This is a genomic window from Fischerella sp. JS2 (genome assembly GCF_032393985.1).
Lineage (GTDB): Bacteria > Cyanobacteriota > Cyanobacteriia > Cyanobacteriales > Nostocaceae > Fischerella.
Map to the genome: position 1 here is coordinate 590,067 of NZ_CP135918.1, position 15,502 is coordinate 605,568.

Sequence of the window (15,502 nt, forward strand, 5' to 3'; positions counted from 1 at the left end):
AGAGGTTACGATCATCATGAAATTTAAGTTTCTTTCTCTGGGTTTGTTCTCACTGACTGTTGTTTCTCCCCTTTTCGCTCCTTCTTTTACTCGTCCTGCATCGGCATTAGGTTGTGTCATCACTGATGTAGCAGTACAAGTAGATGTTAGCGGTTCTAAAGCACCAGCTCAGCAAACACATAATCCAAATCAGCAGTTTGGAGAAGATTGTGTTGGTAACAGTGTTACCAATACATCTACCCAAGTCAATACTGGTCCTAACTCTGCTCAACAAAATGTAAATAGTAATTCAGTTGTAGGTGGAGGTGCTACCAGCAACATTCCTGGTAAAGGAGATGTAGGTGTGGATGTTCACGTTCCAGTGAAGGTATATAACCCTGCTGCTGATCCCAACTTTCTTAATGGTGTTGGTGTTCCACGTTAAAGCTGATCAAGAAGATACAAATTTAAATATTAAATTTTCCGAAGTCTTCTAGTTCAAGAGCTTCGGATTAATTAATGTTTTGACTAAAGTCTAAACTGGGTTTTTTGCGATAGTTTTGAATTGAGCGCGATCGCTTTATTGTTAAAGACCCGGTTTTTTTGCAGGTTCGTTCAGACCCAATTTTTCTATAAGCATTCAAGCAGGTGGGTGAGTTCCATACCTGCTGTTACCCGTATTGAGCTATGAAAAAGCTATTATTTATCACCTGCTGCTTAGTTTTTATCACTACCATTTCCGCAGCTTTGGCTCAGAATTTCATTAGCATCCAAACTTCTTCTGTTCATGTGGACAGCAATAGTGATGATATGAGAAACTCCAGTACTTTTAGTCAGCAGTCTAGCTATTCTTCCGGATACCAAACAAGCTCAGTCAGTTTAAGTGCTACTGATCTTCGTCAACCCCATATTTTGCGGATTAGTACTTCTGGTAGCCAATTGAGTGGTGACATTATTCTAGATGGTAAAGTTGTGAAACGACTTAGCAGTAGCCAAGCGGAAATTAATCTATCACCTTTACTATCGCCTGGAGAGCATATAGTTGAGATTTCCGGACGCTATGCTCCTGCATCATCTGGAGTTAGTGTAGAACTGAGTGGCCCTGGTATCAGTTCCTCCCAACAAACAAGTGGAAATGGTCTTTTAAATTACACTCTCAACTTAAGTGTACGCTAGTACTACACGGTAAATTAATATAGCAAGCCTATTGCATAAAGGCAGAAAGCAGAAGAGAATAATGCTGATTACGTTTAGTATTTAAGCGTATTCTTGACTTGTATTGATTTCTGCCACGCTTTACTTAGTAAAAAATTACGCAAAAAAATGAACAAGGGTTTGCTGCCGTTTGTATTAAATAATTATTTAAAATTTATTTTTGGTTATTTATTTATACTGCTGCTAGAAGCTTTAAGCCTTCATCCTGTTTATTCTCAAACAGCCAATAGCAATCAATCAGCTACTGTGGGTAATGAATCATCTTTCAATCAAATATTGCAGTCGAGTCCACAGGTTCCTGTAACTAACTCCAATACCTCCTCAAATAACAATAACTCCAATACTATTAATTATCCTAATATTTATCCTCTCAACTATCTTCCCAATGCCTACGTCAATACTGAGAATGACTTTGGTTTTAATCTTTCGGCAGGTGTGAATACTTTAGACGCTTCTAATGTCACAATTTATCTTGGTATTATCTATCAACCAGGACGAACGGAAGACCATAAGGCAAGAATGGCTCGTATACGCAAAGAAACGGAGTTACTGGAAGTCCACAAAAAAACAATGGAAGCAAATCTAACTTTATTGCAAAAGCAAATCGAAGAAGCAACGATTCGACTACAACGCTTACAGCAATCATCCCCTCAAAAGTAGTTAGGGACGTTAAGAAAGATAAGGGGAATTTGCAATTTTCTTAGCTAAACCTAGTGGCTTGTAGTTGACTTTCTAAGTTTGCTCTTATCCACAATTGTGCTACTGACCAGACGCAATATTTATAAGGAGCTTCCATAAAATCACTTGGCTTATGGGTAACGACTGCATCTAGTTCTTCATAATTAACACAACACAGTTCAACAGCAGATTCAAAATCCTGAAGAGATGAAGTGCGTGCCTGCTGGAGAACGGTCTGATCTACATGACAAATTTTAATTTTTTCTTTTAACCAATCAACTACTACTTCTGCTATTTGGTTATCTCGTAAACGACTGACATAAGTGTATATTTTTTGCCATCCAATATCTGTGATATACATCTGAATCAATGGATGTACTTTATCTAATAATTTACTAACTTCTTCTCCAAAACCGTTACGATTCATTAAAGCTTCTAGTATTAGGTCAGCATCAAATATAATCTTGATCACTTTCAACCCCCGATTGATCGACCAATGTAGCCGATGGTGAGATTTTTATAGTTAATCCCACTTATTTAGGAATATATTTATATACAAATTGAAAGGATGATATTTCCGATTTTTGCAAAACTCCTCATTAGTCATTGGTCAATAGTCAATAGTCAATAGTTAATAGTTAGTTGTTAGTTGTTAGTGGGTAGAGACGCGATGTTCCTCGCGTCTGTACATTAGTTGTTAGTAGTTAGTGGTTAGTTGTTCACAACTCCACCCTTACCTTAAGCCTATGAGCGTGTCTATACACTCCCCACACTCCCAAACTACGGTTTCAGCAACAAATAATATAGTTGTCCATTGCTGACGGTAAGACCTGCGCGATCGCCTGCTTGTTTCCCTGTACCCAAAAAATAGTCCACTCTACCTGTTCCTTTAATAGCGCCTCCAGTATCTTGATCGAGAACGTAACGACTCACAATACGACGTTCAATTTTGCCGTTGGTTTCTATCAAGGGAAAATCAGCACGAATTAAGGCTAAAGCACCAGGAGGCATAAGGGATTTATCTGTAGCTATTGAACGCTCAGCGACAAGTGGTACACTAATGGAACCTGTAGCTGGCGCACCGTGATTTTCTTGGAAAAATACAAAGCTAGGATCGCGAGGAATGTAAACGTTTAACTCTTGGGGATGTTTTTGAAAATAGTTAAGAATTTTTGGCATTGTCATACCCTCTAAGGGTAGTTTGCCATCATTTGCTAGTTCACGACCGATACTTTTATATTCGTAGGCAGTGTTACCAGCATAGCCAACTGTTGTTTGTCTACCGTCGGGAAGTTGCAACCGTGCCGAACCTTGGATTTGGATGATATATGGTTCGAGGCGATCGCGAAACCAAAATAATTCCAATCCCCGTAGTTTTCCTTTTGCACCTTGTAAACCATCTGTTCCCTCTAGTTCTAAACGTGTAGGATGAGGTTTTTGCCAGGATTTTAAATTTGGAGGCAAGCGATAAATGGGATAGCGATATTCTGGTGTAGGAGTGCGACTAGCAGCATAAAGCGGTTCGTAGTAAGCGGTAAATAAAACCGTGCCTTGTGTGTCTTTGCCTATAGACTGGTAAAAAATAAATTCCTTAGCGATCGCTGCATTTAATTCAGCAGCAGATTTATATGTCAACAACAGTTGGCGGAAGCGTCTCAAACTTTTGATGACGCGTTCATGGGTAATACCAGGTACTTTATACCCTTGATATGCACTAGCAGCAGATTTGGTTTGCAAGTATTGCAAACTGCGATCAACAGCCATTAAAAGTCCTTTTTTGTCTGGTGATTTACCGTTTTCACCCCATATTTGTTCATCTAGACAAGACTTATCATCCTCGCAACAAGGAAACAAAGGTTGTTGCAAGGATAACAAAGGTAGTGGTGATGTTTGTTTTTGAATATCAGAAGTCTTAAGGGAAATAGGTAGTTCCCACTTTGTTAGTCGGCATTCTGGTGGACTGAGTTCCCTATAAGTTAAAGATTGTATGGATACAAAAAAAATTAATGGTACGACGGGGAAACTAAGACAGATAGCAACAAGTTTTTTGTGCATAGTAAATGTTAGTAGTTAGTAGTTCGTCTGTTTCCTATCTTCCATTACCAATTAATCATTAGAATTTCACAATTAACCACTATCCACTAACTACTAGCTACTAACTTCTTCTACTCGTTCATATTGCGGTAGGTAGCAACTGCTGAAGGTGAAATACGATTCAAGTAGCGGAAAATCCAGTATTTGAAGATAGTATCTAAGATAACTGGAAAGGTAGCAATAAATAAGAAGATAAAATCATGATTTGCTGGCAATCCCCAATGACGTGATACTCCTTCTAAAATCACTTCCCAACCATGAGGAGAGTGAAATCCAACAAAAATGTCTGTAAACAAAATGATGATAAATGCTTTGGCGCTATCACTGAGACCATAAACAATATTATCAAAAAAACCTTTGAGAACAGCGATTTCTCTTTTACTGGTTAGTAAAAGAAAGACAAATGCAATTACAGATAAAATATCTGCAAAAACATTTTTAACAGCATTGGCACTTTCTTGACGAAACTCTCCGGCAATTTCTTCTGCCTTTTCCCTGATCTGAGATTCCATCTTTTCTATAGGAACACTAACATTACTCAGCAAATTTTCAAACTTAATTTTTTCTTCAAATCTCTGTAACTCTAGAAGTGCTTCTTCTTCCATTTCTTCATTAAGGAAGATAACCGCTTGCTCAGGGTTTCTAAAATGGTCAATAATTGGCCCAACGACAAAAGCTTTTGATAGTTGATGAGTTAGAATCGGTACGATTATTAACAGTAATATAAATCTAACAGAGATGATAGTTCTTTTTTGAGCAGTACGAAAATTTTGCACAACGTTCTGCTCTGCTTGCGGATCTAATTCTGCTTGCAGACGATTGATAGTATTAAATATTGAACGAGGCAATACACCAGTTGTATCGGTTTTACTCCGTGGTTCTTTATCTAAGTTTTTTCGAGAAATATTTTCTTGTTTTGGTTGAAGCACAAGAGATTCAACTGGGACATCGATAGGTTTGGAAATACGATTTTGGGGGCTAAGTTCTTCCTCAACAAAGGTGTATTTTCCTATGATTTCATCGATAAATCTGAGCTTGTCTAAAATTACTGAAGGATTGAGAGGCTCGATACCTAATTTTCTAAATGCCTTTTGATTTGAATCACTTAAGAAATAACGGCTGGCTTTAAACTCTGTTAGCCGCATCCTAATGATTTTTAATTCTTTTTTGAGATCTGCCTCAAAATAATCAATAACATTGCTGCTGTATGTAGTTGAATTAGAGTCTATTTTGTTACCATTAAAATGCTCATTTTCTATTTTTTGAATTTTCAGGGCAGCCTCATACGCTTTATTCAATGAACGTTCTGGTGTCCGCAAGTATAATTCGTATGCCGCCAGTAAATAAGAGTATATTTTTTGACCGAAACCTGAGTTATTCATCTTAGGCAATCATCCAGCCTGTTTTGGTGTTTTTAACCTTAATTTAACGTAAGAGGTATCTTAAACAAATTCACATGAAGACAGTTGTGTTTTCTCATTCTGTTTGGATTGTTGGTATGAGTCGCAGTGGCAAAACTGCTCGGTTGGTAGAACAGTTTGCTCGCTGGATGCAAGATGAAAATTGCGACCAGGAATCATTTTATACTAAAAAAAGTAGAGTCAAAAGTGATGATCGCTTACCAAAACGTGTGTATCCTTATCAAAAAGAAGGAGCGGTTTTGATTTTGGCTGCTAATGACGATAATCGGCGAGAATTAGCAGATAGAATTGTTACAGCAACCAGAGGACAATATCCAGTACGATGTAAAACTCCTTTGGGTTTTTTTCAGGATGAAGTAATTTTATTTTGGCCTTTATTAGTTCAATCCTTAAAGCTAAAGGCACAATTTCCTGTGAGATTGCGTCCAGAAACCGAACAGGAATTAGCAACTAGACTCTGGCGTCCCCAGTTAGATGAGGAAATTTTGCGCCGTGCAGGCACTAATGAGTACCGTTTGGTACGTCGTATTCTCGACTTATTACAATTGGCAGCTTACAGTGGCACACCAGTAGAAGACATTGGCAGGGTTTTAGCAGTAGCCCTAGCACCAGAGGATAGTGCTATCAATTTAGAACCAGAATTTTTGTCAGCTTTGCTGCTAGATTGGCGTAACTGGTGTTTAGAACGAGGCTTACTTTCCTACGGAATCATCACAGAACTTTACAATCAATACTTGTTAACAGACCCAAATTACCAGCAAAGACTCAGACAACGCTATCAGGGAGTATTGGCCGATGACGTGCAAGATTACCCAGCTGTAGCACGTCACCTGTTTGAGTTGCTCTTAGATGATGGGGCAGTAGGAGCGTTTACCTACAATCCTGATGGGGTGGTACGTCTGGGTTTGGGAGCAGATCCCAATTATATGCAAGAGTTGTCAGCATACTGTCAGCAAGAAACCTTAACTGGCTTACCTGACAATAGCCTGTCTGAGAGGCTGACAACACCAATGCTAGAAATCCTCACAGAACCAATGACGCTATTGAGCTTACCGGAAGTAGTGCAATCGATTCAAGCTACATCCCGCGCTCAATTGTTGCGACAAACAGCAGAAGTGATTGTGCAGGCAATTAAACAAGAGCAAGTAGAACCAGATCAAGTAGCAGTAATTGCCCCCGGTTTGGATGCGATCGCTCGCTATACTCTCACAGAAATTCTCATCAAACAAGGCATTGCAGTAGAATCACTCAACGACCAACGCCCTCTCATTGCTTCCCCTGTCATCCGGGCTTTACTGACCGTCCTCGCACTAGTATATCCAGGTTTGGGACGCTTAGTGGATCGAGATGCTGTGGCGGAAATGTTAGTAGTGTTGAGTAGAGGAGATGGGGAGATGGGGAGAACCGGAGATGGGGAGAAAGATTTCGCCCCATCAACCCATCAATCAAAAATTGATCCGGTACGTGCTGGTTTAATTGCAGATTACTGTTTTCAACCCCATCCAGAATACCCAAATTTATTGCCTGTGACAGCGTTTGATCGTTGGGATCGACTTGGTTATGCAGCGACTACAGCCTACAGTGAGATTTTAAAGTGGCTAGAGGAACAGCGATCGCAACAGGAATTACGTTTAATTCCTAGTCCGATTTCTTTATTAGATAGGGCTATTCAGCGCTTTTTGTGGGATGGCAGCAATCTAGCCTACGACCAACTGGCAGCACTGCGGGAATTACTGGAAACTACTCAACATTACTGGGAAATTGATACAAGGCTGCGGCAGATTCCTCAAGCAGAGGACGTAGGGAAAAATAAAACATCGCAGCTCACCCTCACTGCATCGTCTCCTCAAGCTACAATTGCCGAATTTATTCAATTACTCCAGCGTGGCACAATTACCGCTAACCCTTACCCTATGCGTCCGATGGGAGCAGCAGCTAAGGCTGTAACTTTAGCTACTATCTTCCAATATCGATCAAGTCGGCGTTCTCATCGCTGGCATTTCTGGTTAGATGCGAGTTCACCACTGTGGGCAAAGGGTGGTGCAGCAACTTTGTTTGGTGCGCCTTTCTTTCTGCGAGAGAGGTTAGGTGAACCTTGGACAGCAGAAGATGAACAATTAGCTGAAGAACAACGCCTACGCAGGATTTTGGCAGATTTGCTCTCCCGTGTGTCCCAGACAGTTTATTTGTGTCACAGTGATTTAGCTGTAAATGGACAAGAGCAACTAGGCCCGTTGTTGCCGTTGGTAAATGCTTGTGTAGCGGTAGTTTCTGAGTCAGTGGTGACATAACACCATTTCCTAAAGCCAGCAGTCGGATTTGAACCGACGACCTTCCGATTACAAGTCGGATGCACTACCACTGTGCTATGCTGGCATGGCCTTACTAAGGTAATTTACCTCAAGCATCGCACTAATTTTTGATTATACCATAAGCTGCTTAACTGTCAACTATCAACTTTATGGGGGTAGGATGATGATAAACTTAACTAGGTTGTCCAAACTTTACGCCCAAAGGATGATGAAATTTTCCGAAAATAGTGGTGCTTATCACTAATAAAATTGATAAACAAATCTAACCATCACGGTCGCCTCAAACTATAGGTTAGATAGAAAAATATTTGGTAGAGTTTTAGAGCGCTACTTTTTGCACAGCAGTGCATGGAACCGGAAAAATGTAGTTTTTCTTTACAAACGAGAAGCATGGCATTGTTGAGCGGACGAGATTTATTAAGTCTGGCAGACCTCACTTCCCAGGAGGTTCAAGAACTCCTGCAAATGGCAATCCATTTGAAATCTCAACAGTTAAATTTACGATGTAATAAAGTTTTAGGACTGTTATTTTCCAAAGCTTCTACTCGCACACGGGTAAGTTTTTCCGTGGCGATGTATCAACTGGGTGGACAGGTAATAGATTTAAATCCAAATGTCACGCAAGTGAGTCGCGGTGAGCCTGTGCAAGATACTGCTAGAGTTTTGGATAGATATTTGGATATTTTAGCAATTCGCACTTTTGCACAGCAGGAATTAGATATTTTTGCCCATTATGCCAAAATTCCTGTGATTAATGCTTTGACTGATTTGGAACATCCATGTCAGGTTTTAGCAGATTTATTAACAATTCAAGAGTGTTTTGGCAGTTTATCTGGGCTAACCTTGACTTATGTCGGTGACGGTAATAATGTCGCCAATTCTTTAATACTCGGTTGTGCTTTGGTAGGGATGAATGTGAGAGTTGCCACACCGAATGGATTTGAACCAAATGCAACAATTATTGAAAAAGCACGAGCGATCGCTAATAATAAAACTCAAGTAATTCTTTCCAACGATCCTGAAACAGCAACCAAAGGAGCCCATGTACTTTACACCGATGTTTGGGCAAGTATGGGTCAAGAATCAGAAGCAGATGACCGTCTGCCCATTTTTCAACCCTACCAAATTAACGAGCAGCTATTGAGCCTTGCCGATCCACAAGCGATCGTTTTACACTGTTTACCAGCCCATCGTGGCGAAGAAATTACTGATGCAGTGATTGAAGGTTCACAATCAAGAGTTTGGGATCAGGCCGAAAATCGTATGCACGTGCAAAAAGCTTTACTTGCCAGTATTTTAGGAGCAGAGTCAACAAGTTAAAAGTCACCGCTTCAAATTCAAAATTCAAAATTTAGATCTTTTTACTTTTAACTTTGTTGTTTTTACCTTCCCGTAGGGGGGTTTTTTGTAGTACTAATGTTCTAAGGAACATTTATTTTTACCTCCCTACAAATTTATGGAAAGACTAACGGAAGCGCAACGAGAACTTTACGATTGGTTAGCAGAATTTATCCGAGAACACCAGCATTCTCCTTCTATTCGACAGATGATGGAAGCGATGAATTTAAAATCGCCAGCACCAATTCAAAGTCGTTTAGAACATCTGCGCGCCAAAGGATACATTGAATGGAGTGAAGGTAAAGCAAGAACAATTAGAATTTTGCATCCATTAAAGCAAGGTGTACCGGTTTTAGGCACAATTGCTGCTGGTGGTTTAATAGAACCCTTCACCGATGCTGTCGAACATTTCGACTTTTCAGATATGCCTTTACCACCCCAAACCTATGCTTTGCGGGTAGCGGGCGACAGCATGATAGAAGATTCTATCGTTGATGGAGATTTGGTTTTTTTACGTCCCGTACCAGAACCAGACCAACTTAAAAATGGCACAATCATAGCTGCTAGAGTAGACGGATACGGTACGACATTAAAACGGTTTTACAGAAACGGCGATCGCGTTATTCTCAAACCCGCCAATCCTAAATACAATCCCATCGAAGTCTCAGCTATGCAGGTACAAGTACAAGGTTCCCTTGTTGGTATCTGGCGTATTTATAGTTAAGGGGAAAGGGAAAACTTGATGGTGGGGAGATTGGGAGAAAGATTTCACCTCATCACCCCACCACCCCACCTCCTAATCCCCAATCCCCAATCCCCAATCCGCAATCTCAAATCCCCAATTTCCAATTCCCCATCAATGTATCTGAATCAATGTATCTGACACAGCCAAAAGTCCACCCACTACTTACTTTTTCAACCACAGTTAGTAAACCTTCGGGAAACTACCGCCTGAAATTACCATTTGTGGGTGAAAGTAAGGGTAATTATCAAACTCAACAACCATTACCAGGATGTCCGCAAATGCCAGTATCCTTACAATTGCGGCAATATCAACGTCAAGCCATCATTAACTGGTTTGCCAATAACGGCAGAGGTACACTAAAAATGGCAACGGGTAGTGGTAAAACAATTACTGCACTTGCTGTTGCTTGCGAGTTATATAAACAAATTCACTTACAAGCATTATTGGTGGTGTGTCCTTATCGTCATCTTGTCACTCAATGGGCACGAGAATGTGAAAAATTTAATTTGCAACCCATCTTGGCTTTTGAAAATTTACGCAGTTGGCAGAGTCAACTTTCTAGTCAACTCTACAACGTACATTCTGGTTCACAACCATTCATCACAGTAATTACCACTAACTCCACCTTAATTAGTGAAGGTTTCCAATCTCAACTCAAATATTTTCCTGAAAAAACTTTAATTGTTGGTGATGAAGCTCATAATTTAGGCGCATCCAAATTAGAAGAAAGTTTGCCACGTCGTGTAGGTTTGCGCTTAGCTTTATCTGCAACACCAGAAAGATATTTTGATGAAACTGGGACTCAATCTATTTTTAATTATTTTGGTTCGCTTCTCCAACCAGAATTTACTTTAAAAGATGCTATTCGTCAAGGCGCTTTAGTACATTATCTTTATTATCCGATTTTAGTCGAATTAACTGAAGTAGAAAGCCGTGCTTATGCAAAAATCACCCAAAAAATTGGCAAGGCTTTACTATACAAAGAAAAAGAAATTGGAGAATCAAATTATTTTGAAGATATTGAAGATTTAAAACCATTATTGATACAAAGATCCAGGTTAATTGGTGCAGCAGCAAATAAACTAAAAGCGTTGCGTGAATTAATGGCAACTCGTCGCGAAACAAGTCATACGCTTTTTTATTGTGGTGATGGTTCTCAAGAAGTAGGACAGCGTTCTAATTTGCACCAACTTAAAGAAGTTGCCAAAATATTAGGAGTAGAATTAGGTTACAGAATTAGTACCTACACTGCCCAGACTTCTTTAGAAGAAAGAGAGATTTTACGCCGCCAATTTGAAAGTGGTGAATTACAAGGTTTAGTGGCAATTCGCTGTTTGGATGAAGGTGTAGATATCCCTGCAATTCAAACAGCTGTGATTTTGGCAAGTTCTGGTAATCCTCGGCAATTTATCCAGAGACGTGGACGAGTTTTGCGTCCTCATCCAGGCAAAGAACGAGCGACAATTTTTGACATGATTGTTTTACCACCAGATTTAGACAGAAAAACTTTAGAAGTGGAACGCAATTTGTTAAGAAAAGAATTGCGACGCTTTGTAGAATTTGCTGATTTAGCAGACAATGCTGGTGAAGCAAGAATTAAGTTACTTGATTTGCAAAAGCGATATGGGTTATTGGATGTTTGAAGGAAGAGATGGGGTGAGGGGGTGATGGGGTGATGGGGTGATGGGGAGGTAGGGAGGTGGGAGTGTGTAGACGCGCCCTGCGCGGCTTAAGGTAAGGGTGGGGTGTGAGGAGTGGTAAATAACCAAGCAACTACTAACTACTAACTACTAACTACGAACCAAAAACCACTAACAATGATGTAAAAGAGACAGTACCTCTACGGATGCGATCGCTAGATTATCCGTGATTAAAATATAAAAAATTACATTGTCATCTAAATAAGCAAGTAATGAATCATCAGCCCAATATAGATGATGTTCAAGAACCAATAGTAACAGCTCCTCCAGAAGTACGGCAAATCATCGAACAAGTATGGCAATTAGAAAAAACCAGGTTAGATAAAAAAAGTAACAGCCACATCAATGATGATATTTTAAGGATTGTGAAGGATGCTGTGCGATGAAGCTCATTTCCATTAAGCTGTGTAACTTTCGCTCCTTCTATGGAAAAACCCCAGAAATCATATTTGCTCATGGAGATATTTGCAACACGACAGTAATTCATGGTAATAATGGCGCAGGTAAAACTAATTTTTTGAACGCATTTACTTGGGTATTATACGAAAAATTTAGTGCTGCTTTTGCTTCAGCAGAACAGTTAGTAAATAAGCGAGCGATCGCTGAGGCAAAAATTGGGCAACCTGTAGAATGTTGGGTAGAAATTGTCTGGGAACATGATAATAAACGTTACCGTATTAAACGTGCTTGTCGGGTTTATAAAAATGAAAGTGACTTGGAACCTGGTAAAACAGAATTGAGTATGTGGGTAGGCAGAGATGATGGCTCTTGGTATTTTGTCCCACCCAATCAAAACTTAGAAGATATTATTAATCAAATTTTACCTAACAGCTTACATCAATATTTCTTTTTTGATGGAGAGCGTATAGAACATATTGTCCGTTCTGATAAAAAGGCTGAAATTGCCGAAGCTACAAAAATTCTACTGGGAGTTGAGGTAATTAATCGCTCAATTAGACATTTAGGCGAAGCTAAAAAAACTCTCGAAAGTGAGTTAAAAGTTATTGGTGATTCCGAAACTAAACAGCTTCTCAAACAGCAAGCTAAAATTGAGCAAGAAATTGAGCGAATTAATAAACGGCAAACAGAGATTAAACAAGAATTAGAATATCAACAAACTATTAAAAAAGAAACTAATAATCGTTTGCGAGAACTTAGCGCTGCCAAAGAATTACAAGAAAGACGACAGGATTTAGAATCACAAAAAGCTTTAAATCAAGAAGAACTAAAAAAAAAGTGGAATGCGCTGAAAAAAACGATTTCCACACGTGGTTATACAGTCTTACTCTCAGAAACTACATCTCATTTCCGAGAAATCATTGAAGATTTTAAGCAACGAGGTGAATTAACTTCTGGCATATCGCGGGAATTCATCCATGATTTACTCGATTCTCAACATTGTATTTGTGGTACTCCATTGCATCAAGGAACTCACGCACACACAAATGTTAAAAACTTGCTAGAAAAAGCAGGTTCATCAGTGGTAGAAGAAACTGCGATTCGGATGAATGCTCAAGTTGATGAAATAGATAAACAAGCAACAGGATTTTGGGAAGAAGTTGATAGAGAACAAGCAGGAATTAATCAGTTACGACAAACTATATCTCAAATCGAAGCAGATTTAGATAACATCCAAGAAAGGTTGCGAAAAGATCCTAGTGAAGAAATTCGTAACTTACAAAAACGCTTAGATGAAATAGAAGAAAAAATTACTGATTTAACCTTAGAACAAGGTGCTAATCAACAGCAAATAGCCAACTACAAAACCGAAATTGAAAGCTTCAATAAACAAATTACTAGACAAAAATTTAATGAAGAACGTCAAGCCCTAGCCCAGCGCCGGATTGCTGCTACACAAGATGCAATTGATAGATTAAATTTAGTCAAAGCACGTCAAGAACAACAATTTCGCTTGCAATTGGAAAAGCGAGTTCAAGAAATATTTAGCGAAATCTCATTTACACCTTACATTCCTAAAATCAGCGACAAATACGAACTGATGCTAGTGGAAAAGACAGCAGGTACAGAAGCACCCGTCGCTGCTTCCACTGGCGAAAATCAAATTCTCAGCTTATCTTTTATCGGCGGTATTATCGACAGGGTAAGGGAGTGGAGTCAAAGAAAAATGTTAATGGTTCCAGATACTAGCACCTTACCGATAGTCATGGATTCACCTTTTGGTAGTTTGGATGTGATTAATCGCCGCCAGATTGCGAAGATAATTCCTAAATTAGCCAATCAATTAGTAGTGTTAGTAACTAAAACTCAATGGCGAGGTGAGGTAGAAGCAGAAATAGCCCAGAGAATTGGTAGAGAATACATCTTGGTTTACTATTCTTCTAAACCTGATTGCGAACAAGATTATATAGAATTGGGAGGAGAAAGATATCCTCTTGTTAAACAAAGCCCCAATGAATTTGAGTATACAGAAGTAATTGAGGTGAGTCGTAACAGTGTTGCGTCACCCTGAACTAAACAACAAAGCGGTATATGATATTTTTAAACGCAGAGGAACGCTAAGTCAACGCAGAGGAACGCAGAGTGTTTGCTAAAGAGAAGTCGCTATGAATTATGAATTAAGTAAATGTAAATCTGTGTTCATCGCCTTGCACGGTGTTCGATTTTTAAAATTTAGGACTCATGCTTTGCTAGTTGTTGGAAAAATAACTGAATAGCCAAAGCTACCAAACCAATAGCAACAAGTGCAAAGACTCCAGAACCCAAAGCAGCTATACCCAAAACTAAAGTACGCACAGCAGAGGAAATTCTCAGCACAATTACATTATCAGAATGAAGCGGCTTAGCAGCAAAACTAGTCGCGATCGCACTCATGAGAGAATAAGCAGCAAATGCCAAAGCGCCTGAAATCACAGCACCAATTAAACTACGTAAGGGAGTGGCTTTAGCTTGCGTTTGAGTCTCTTCTGGTTCACTCATAAAAATTACCCGACTGATAACTGATAACTGTTACGATGCTATCTTAATGCCGTGTGTAACAAACTCAGTCACAAACAATTCTAAATCTTCATCAGGTATTGCTTCCCTAACACGCTGCTGGACTTGTTCTGCTTGCTGCTTAGACTCGCACAGTGCAAACACACTCGGTCCAGATCCAGACATCATTGTACCTAAAACATCTTCCTGACTAGCAAATATCTCACGCAGTTGCAGAACTTGCGGATAAGCTGGCAATACTACTTTTTCTAAATCATTGTGCAGTCTTTCGGCGATTTCTTTGACATCTTGATGCAAAATCGCTTTCACCATTCCTCCAGAATGCACAGCCTCAGCACGCGCTGTCAAACTTGCTTTATCTTTGATGTACGAACTACCAAACGAAGCCCGGTAGGTTTTATATGCCCAAGCTGTCGATACTTCTAAACTACGGTACTTTGCTAATACTATATATATATTGTTTAAACCAGCCAGAGTAGAAAGTTGTTCACCTCTACCTGTAGCGATCGCAGTACCACCAGCCACACAAAACGGTACATCAGAACCTAAAATCGCTCCCAGATCTTCTAATTCTGACTGAGTGAGTCCCAAGTTCCACAACAAGTCTATACCAACCAAAACGGCTGCTGCATTAGTTGAACCTCCAGCCAACCCAGCAGCAACAGGAATACGTTTAGTAATGGTAATATCTACACCACCATACTTAGCATAAGCATCGGGAAATTCTGTTAGCATCAGTTCCGCAGCACGGTAAGCTAAATTACTCTTGTCTATTGGTACTTGCGGATGCTCACAGCGAAGGCAAATAGCATCGGTACTACCTGCATGGATATCAATTTGGTCAGCAAGGTCAATACTTTGCAGTATCATTGCTAACTCATGATAACCATCAGGACGATCGCCTATGATTTCCAAATATAAATTTATTTTGGCAGGAGCAATGAGAGTATAGCTACGCATTTTCGGAGATGGGGAGACGGGGAGAGTAGGGGGAGTGGGGGGACAAGGGGGACAAGGGAAAGGGAAAAAGCTAATGACCAATGACCATTGACCATTGACAACTAA

General features: G+C 39.7%; 14 protein-coding genes and 1 tRNA gene. 9 read left to right on the plus strand and 6 right to left on the minus strand.

Going from position 1 to position 15,502, the window contains the following annotated elements; genetic code table 11:
• Positions 1 to 16 precede the first annotated feature (16 nt).
• The 3 genes from RS893_RS02505 to RS893_RS02515 all read left to right on the plus strand — a co-directional run bounded on the left by RS893_RS02505 (position 17) and on the right by RS893_RS02515 (position 1,854).
• Positions 17 to 424 carry a hypothetical protein gene (locus RS893_RS02505; protein ID WP_315789684.1) on the plus strand — a complete coding sequence of 136 codons (408 nt, stop codon included), beginning with the start codon at positions 17 to 19 and terminating at the stop codon, positions 422 to 424.
• Positions 425 to 666: 242 nt separating this feature from the next.
• A complete protein-coding gene (locus RS893_RS02510) occupies positions 667 to 1,155 on the plus strand; it encodes a hypothetical protein (protein WP_315789685.1) in 489 nt (162 codons plus the stop codon).
• Between the two features lie 147 nt (positions 1,156 to 1,302).
• Positions 1,303 to 1,854 carry a hypothetical protein gene (locus RS893_RS02515; protein ID WP_315789686.1) on the plus strand — a complete coding sequence of 184 codons (552 nt, stop codon included), beginning with the start codon at positions 1,303 to 1,305 and terminating at the stop codon, positions 1,852 to 1,854.
• Between the two features lie 40 nt (positions 1,855 to 1,894).
• Here the strand turns inward: RS893_RS02515 and RS893_RS02520 are convergent, their stop codons facing one another.
• The 3 genes from RS893_RS02520 to RS893_RS02530 form a co-directional block, all read right to left on the minus strand.
• A complete protein-coding gene (locus RS893_RS02520; RefSeq protein ID WP_315789687.1) occupies positions 1,895 to 2,344 on the minus strand; it encodes a PIN domain-containing protein in 450 nt (149 codons plus the stop codon).
• 308 nt (positions 2,345 to 2,652) lie between these two features.
• Positions 2,653 to 3,927, minus strand: a complete 1,275-nt coding sequence (locus RS893_RS02525) for a murein transglycosylase A (protein WP_315789688.1) — start codon at positions 3,925 to 3,927, stop codon at positions 2,653 to 2,655.
• Positions 3,928 to 4,037: 110 nt separating this feature from the next.
• Positions 4,038 to 5,348, minus strand: a complete 1,311-nt coding sequence (locus RS893_RS02530) for a proton extrusion protein PcxA (protein WP_315789689.1) — start codon at positions 5,346 to 5,348, stop codon at positions 4,038 to 4,040.
• Positions 5,349 to 5,422: 74 nt separating this feature from the next.
• On the opposite strand from RS893_RS02530, the gene RS893_RS02535 reads away from it, so the two are divergent.
• Positions 5,423 to 7,678, plus strand: a complete 2,256-nt coding sequence (locus tag RS893_RS02535; RefSeq protein ID WP_315789690.1) for a recombinase family protein — start codon at positions 5,423 to 5,425, stop codon at positions 7,676 to 7,678.
• Positions 7,679 to 7,691: 13 nt separating this feature from the next.
• Here the strand turns inward: RS893_RS02535 and RS893_RS02540 are convergent.
• Positions 7,692 to 7,763: transfer RNA gene (locus RS893_RS02540), tRNA-Thr, on the minus strand.
• A gap of 326 nt (positions 7,764 to 8,089) precedes the next feature.
• On the opposite strand from RS893_RS02540, the gene argF reads away from it, so the two are divergent.
• The 5 genes from argF (at position 8,090) to RS893_RS02565 (ending at position 13,952) form a co-directional block, all read left to right on the plus strand.
• Positions 8,090 to 9,019, plus strand: coding sequence for an ornithine carbamoyltransferase (gene argF / locus RS893_RS02545; protein WP_315791846.1), 930 nt, complete (start codon positions 8,090 to 8,092; stop codon positions 9,017 to 9,019).
• Between the two features lie 136 nt (positions 9,020 to 9,155).
• The gene (gene lexA, locus RS893_RS02550; RefSeq protein ID WP_315789692.1) at positions 9,156 to 9,761 is read left to right on the plus strand and encodes a transcriptional repressor LexA; all 606 of its coding nucleotides are present in this window, start codon (positions 9,156 to 9,158) and stop codon (positions 9,759 to 9,761) included.
• Positions 9,762 to 9,910: 149 nt separating this feature from the next.
• Entirely contained in the window at positions 9,911 to 11,425 is a 1,515-nt protein-coding gene (locus RS893_RS02555; RefSeq protein ID WP_315789693.1) for a DNA phosphorothioation system restriction enzyme, read from the plus strand.
• A gap of 269 nt (positions 11,426 to 11,694) precedes the next feature.
• Positions 11,695 to 11,868: a hypothetical protein gene (locus RS893_RS02560; protein WP_180974899.1), complete on the plus strand. Its 174-nt coding sequence runs from the start codon at positions 11,695 to 11,697 to the stop codon at positions 11,866 to 11,868.
• On the plus strand, positions 11,865 to 13,952 hold the full coding sequence (locus RS893_RS02565; protein ID WP_315789694.1) for an AAA family ATPase: 2,088 nt from the start codon (positions 11,865 to 11,867) through the stop codon (positions 13,950 to 13,952). The genes RS893_RS02560 and RS893_RS02565 overlap by 4 nt, the downstream gene beginning before the upstream one ends.
• Before the next feature lie 161 nt (positions 13,953 to 14,113).
• On the opposite strand, the gene RS893_RS02570 is transcribed toward RS893_RS02565, so the two are convergent.
• A complete protein-coding gene (locus RS893_RS02570) occupies positions 14,114 to 14,419 on the minus strand; it encodes a DUF3082 domain-containing protein (RefSeq protein ID WP_315789695.1) in 306 nt (101 codons plus the stop codon).
• Between the two features lie 30 nt (positions 14,420 to 14,449).
• On the minus strand, positions 14,450 to 15,397 hold the full coding sequence (gene ispE, locus RS893_RS02575; protein WP_315789696.1) for a 4-(cytidine 5'-diphospho)-2-C-methyl-D-erythritol kinase: 948 nt from the start codon (positions 15,395 to 15,397) through the stop codon (positions 14,450 to 14,452).
• Positions 15,398 to 15,502: the final 105 nt, after the last annotated feature.

Coding starts and splice junctions, on each gene's coding strand:
- RS893_RS02505 (WP_315789684.1), top strand. CDS start 17: ATGAAATTTAAGTTTCTTTCTCTGGGTTTGTTCTCACTGACTGTTGTT.
- RS893_RS02510 (WP_315789685.1), top strand. CDS start 667: ATGAAAAAGCTATTATTTATCACCTGCTGCTTAGTTTTTATCACTACC.
- RS893_RS02515 (WP_315789686.1), top strand. CDS start 1,303: ATGAACAAGGGTTTGCTGCCGTTTGTATTAAATAATTATTTAAAATTT.
- RS893_RS02525 (WP_315789688.1), bottom strand. CDS start 3,927: ATGCACAAAAAACTTGTTGCTATCTGTCTTAGTTTCCCCGTCGTACCA.
- RS893_RS02530 (WP_315789689.1), bottom strand. CDS start 5,348: ATGAATAACTCAGGTTTCGGTCAAAAAATATACTCTTATTTACTGGCG.
- RS893_RS02535 (WP_315789690.1), top strand. CDS start 5,423: ATGAAGACAGTTGTGTTTTCTCATTCTGTTTGGATTGTTGGTATGAGT.
- argF (WP_315791846.1), top strand. CDS start 8,090: ATGGCATTGTTGAGCGGACGAGATTTATTAAGTCTGGCAGACCTCACT.
- lexA (WP_315789692.1), top strand. CDS start 9,156: ATGGAAAGACTAACGGAAGCGCAACGAGAACTTTACGATTGGTTAGCA.
- RS893_RS02555 (WP_315789693.1), top strand. CDS start 9,911: ATGTATCTGACACAGCCAAAAGTCCACCCACTACTTACTTTTTCAACC.
- RS893_RS02560 (WP_180974899.1), top strand. CDS start 11,695: ATGAATCATCAGCCCAATATAGATGATGTTCAAGAACCAATAGTAACA.
- RS893_RS02565 (WP_315789694.1), top strand. CDS start 11,865: ATGAAGCTCATTTCCATTAAGCTGTGTAACTTTCGCTCCTTCTATGGA.
- RS893_RS02570 (WP_315789695.1), bottom strand. CDS start 14,419: ATGAGTGAACCAGAAGAGACTCAAACGCAAGCTAAAGCCACTCCCTTA.
- ispE (WP_315789696.1), bottom strand. CDS start 15,397: ATGCGTAGCTATACTCTCATTGCTCCTGCCAAAATAAATTTATATTTG.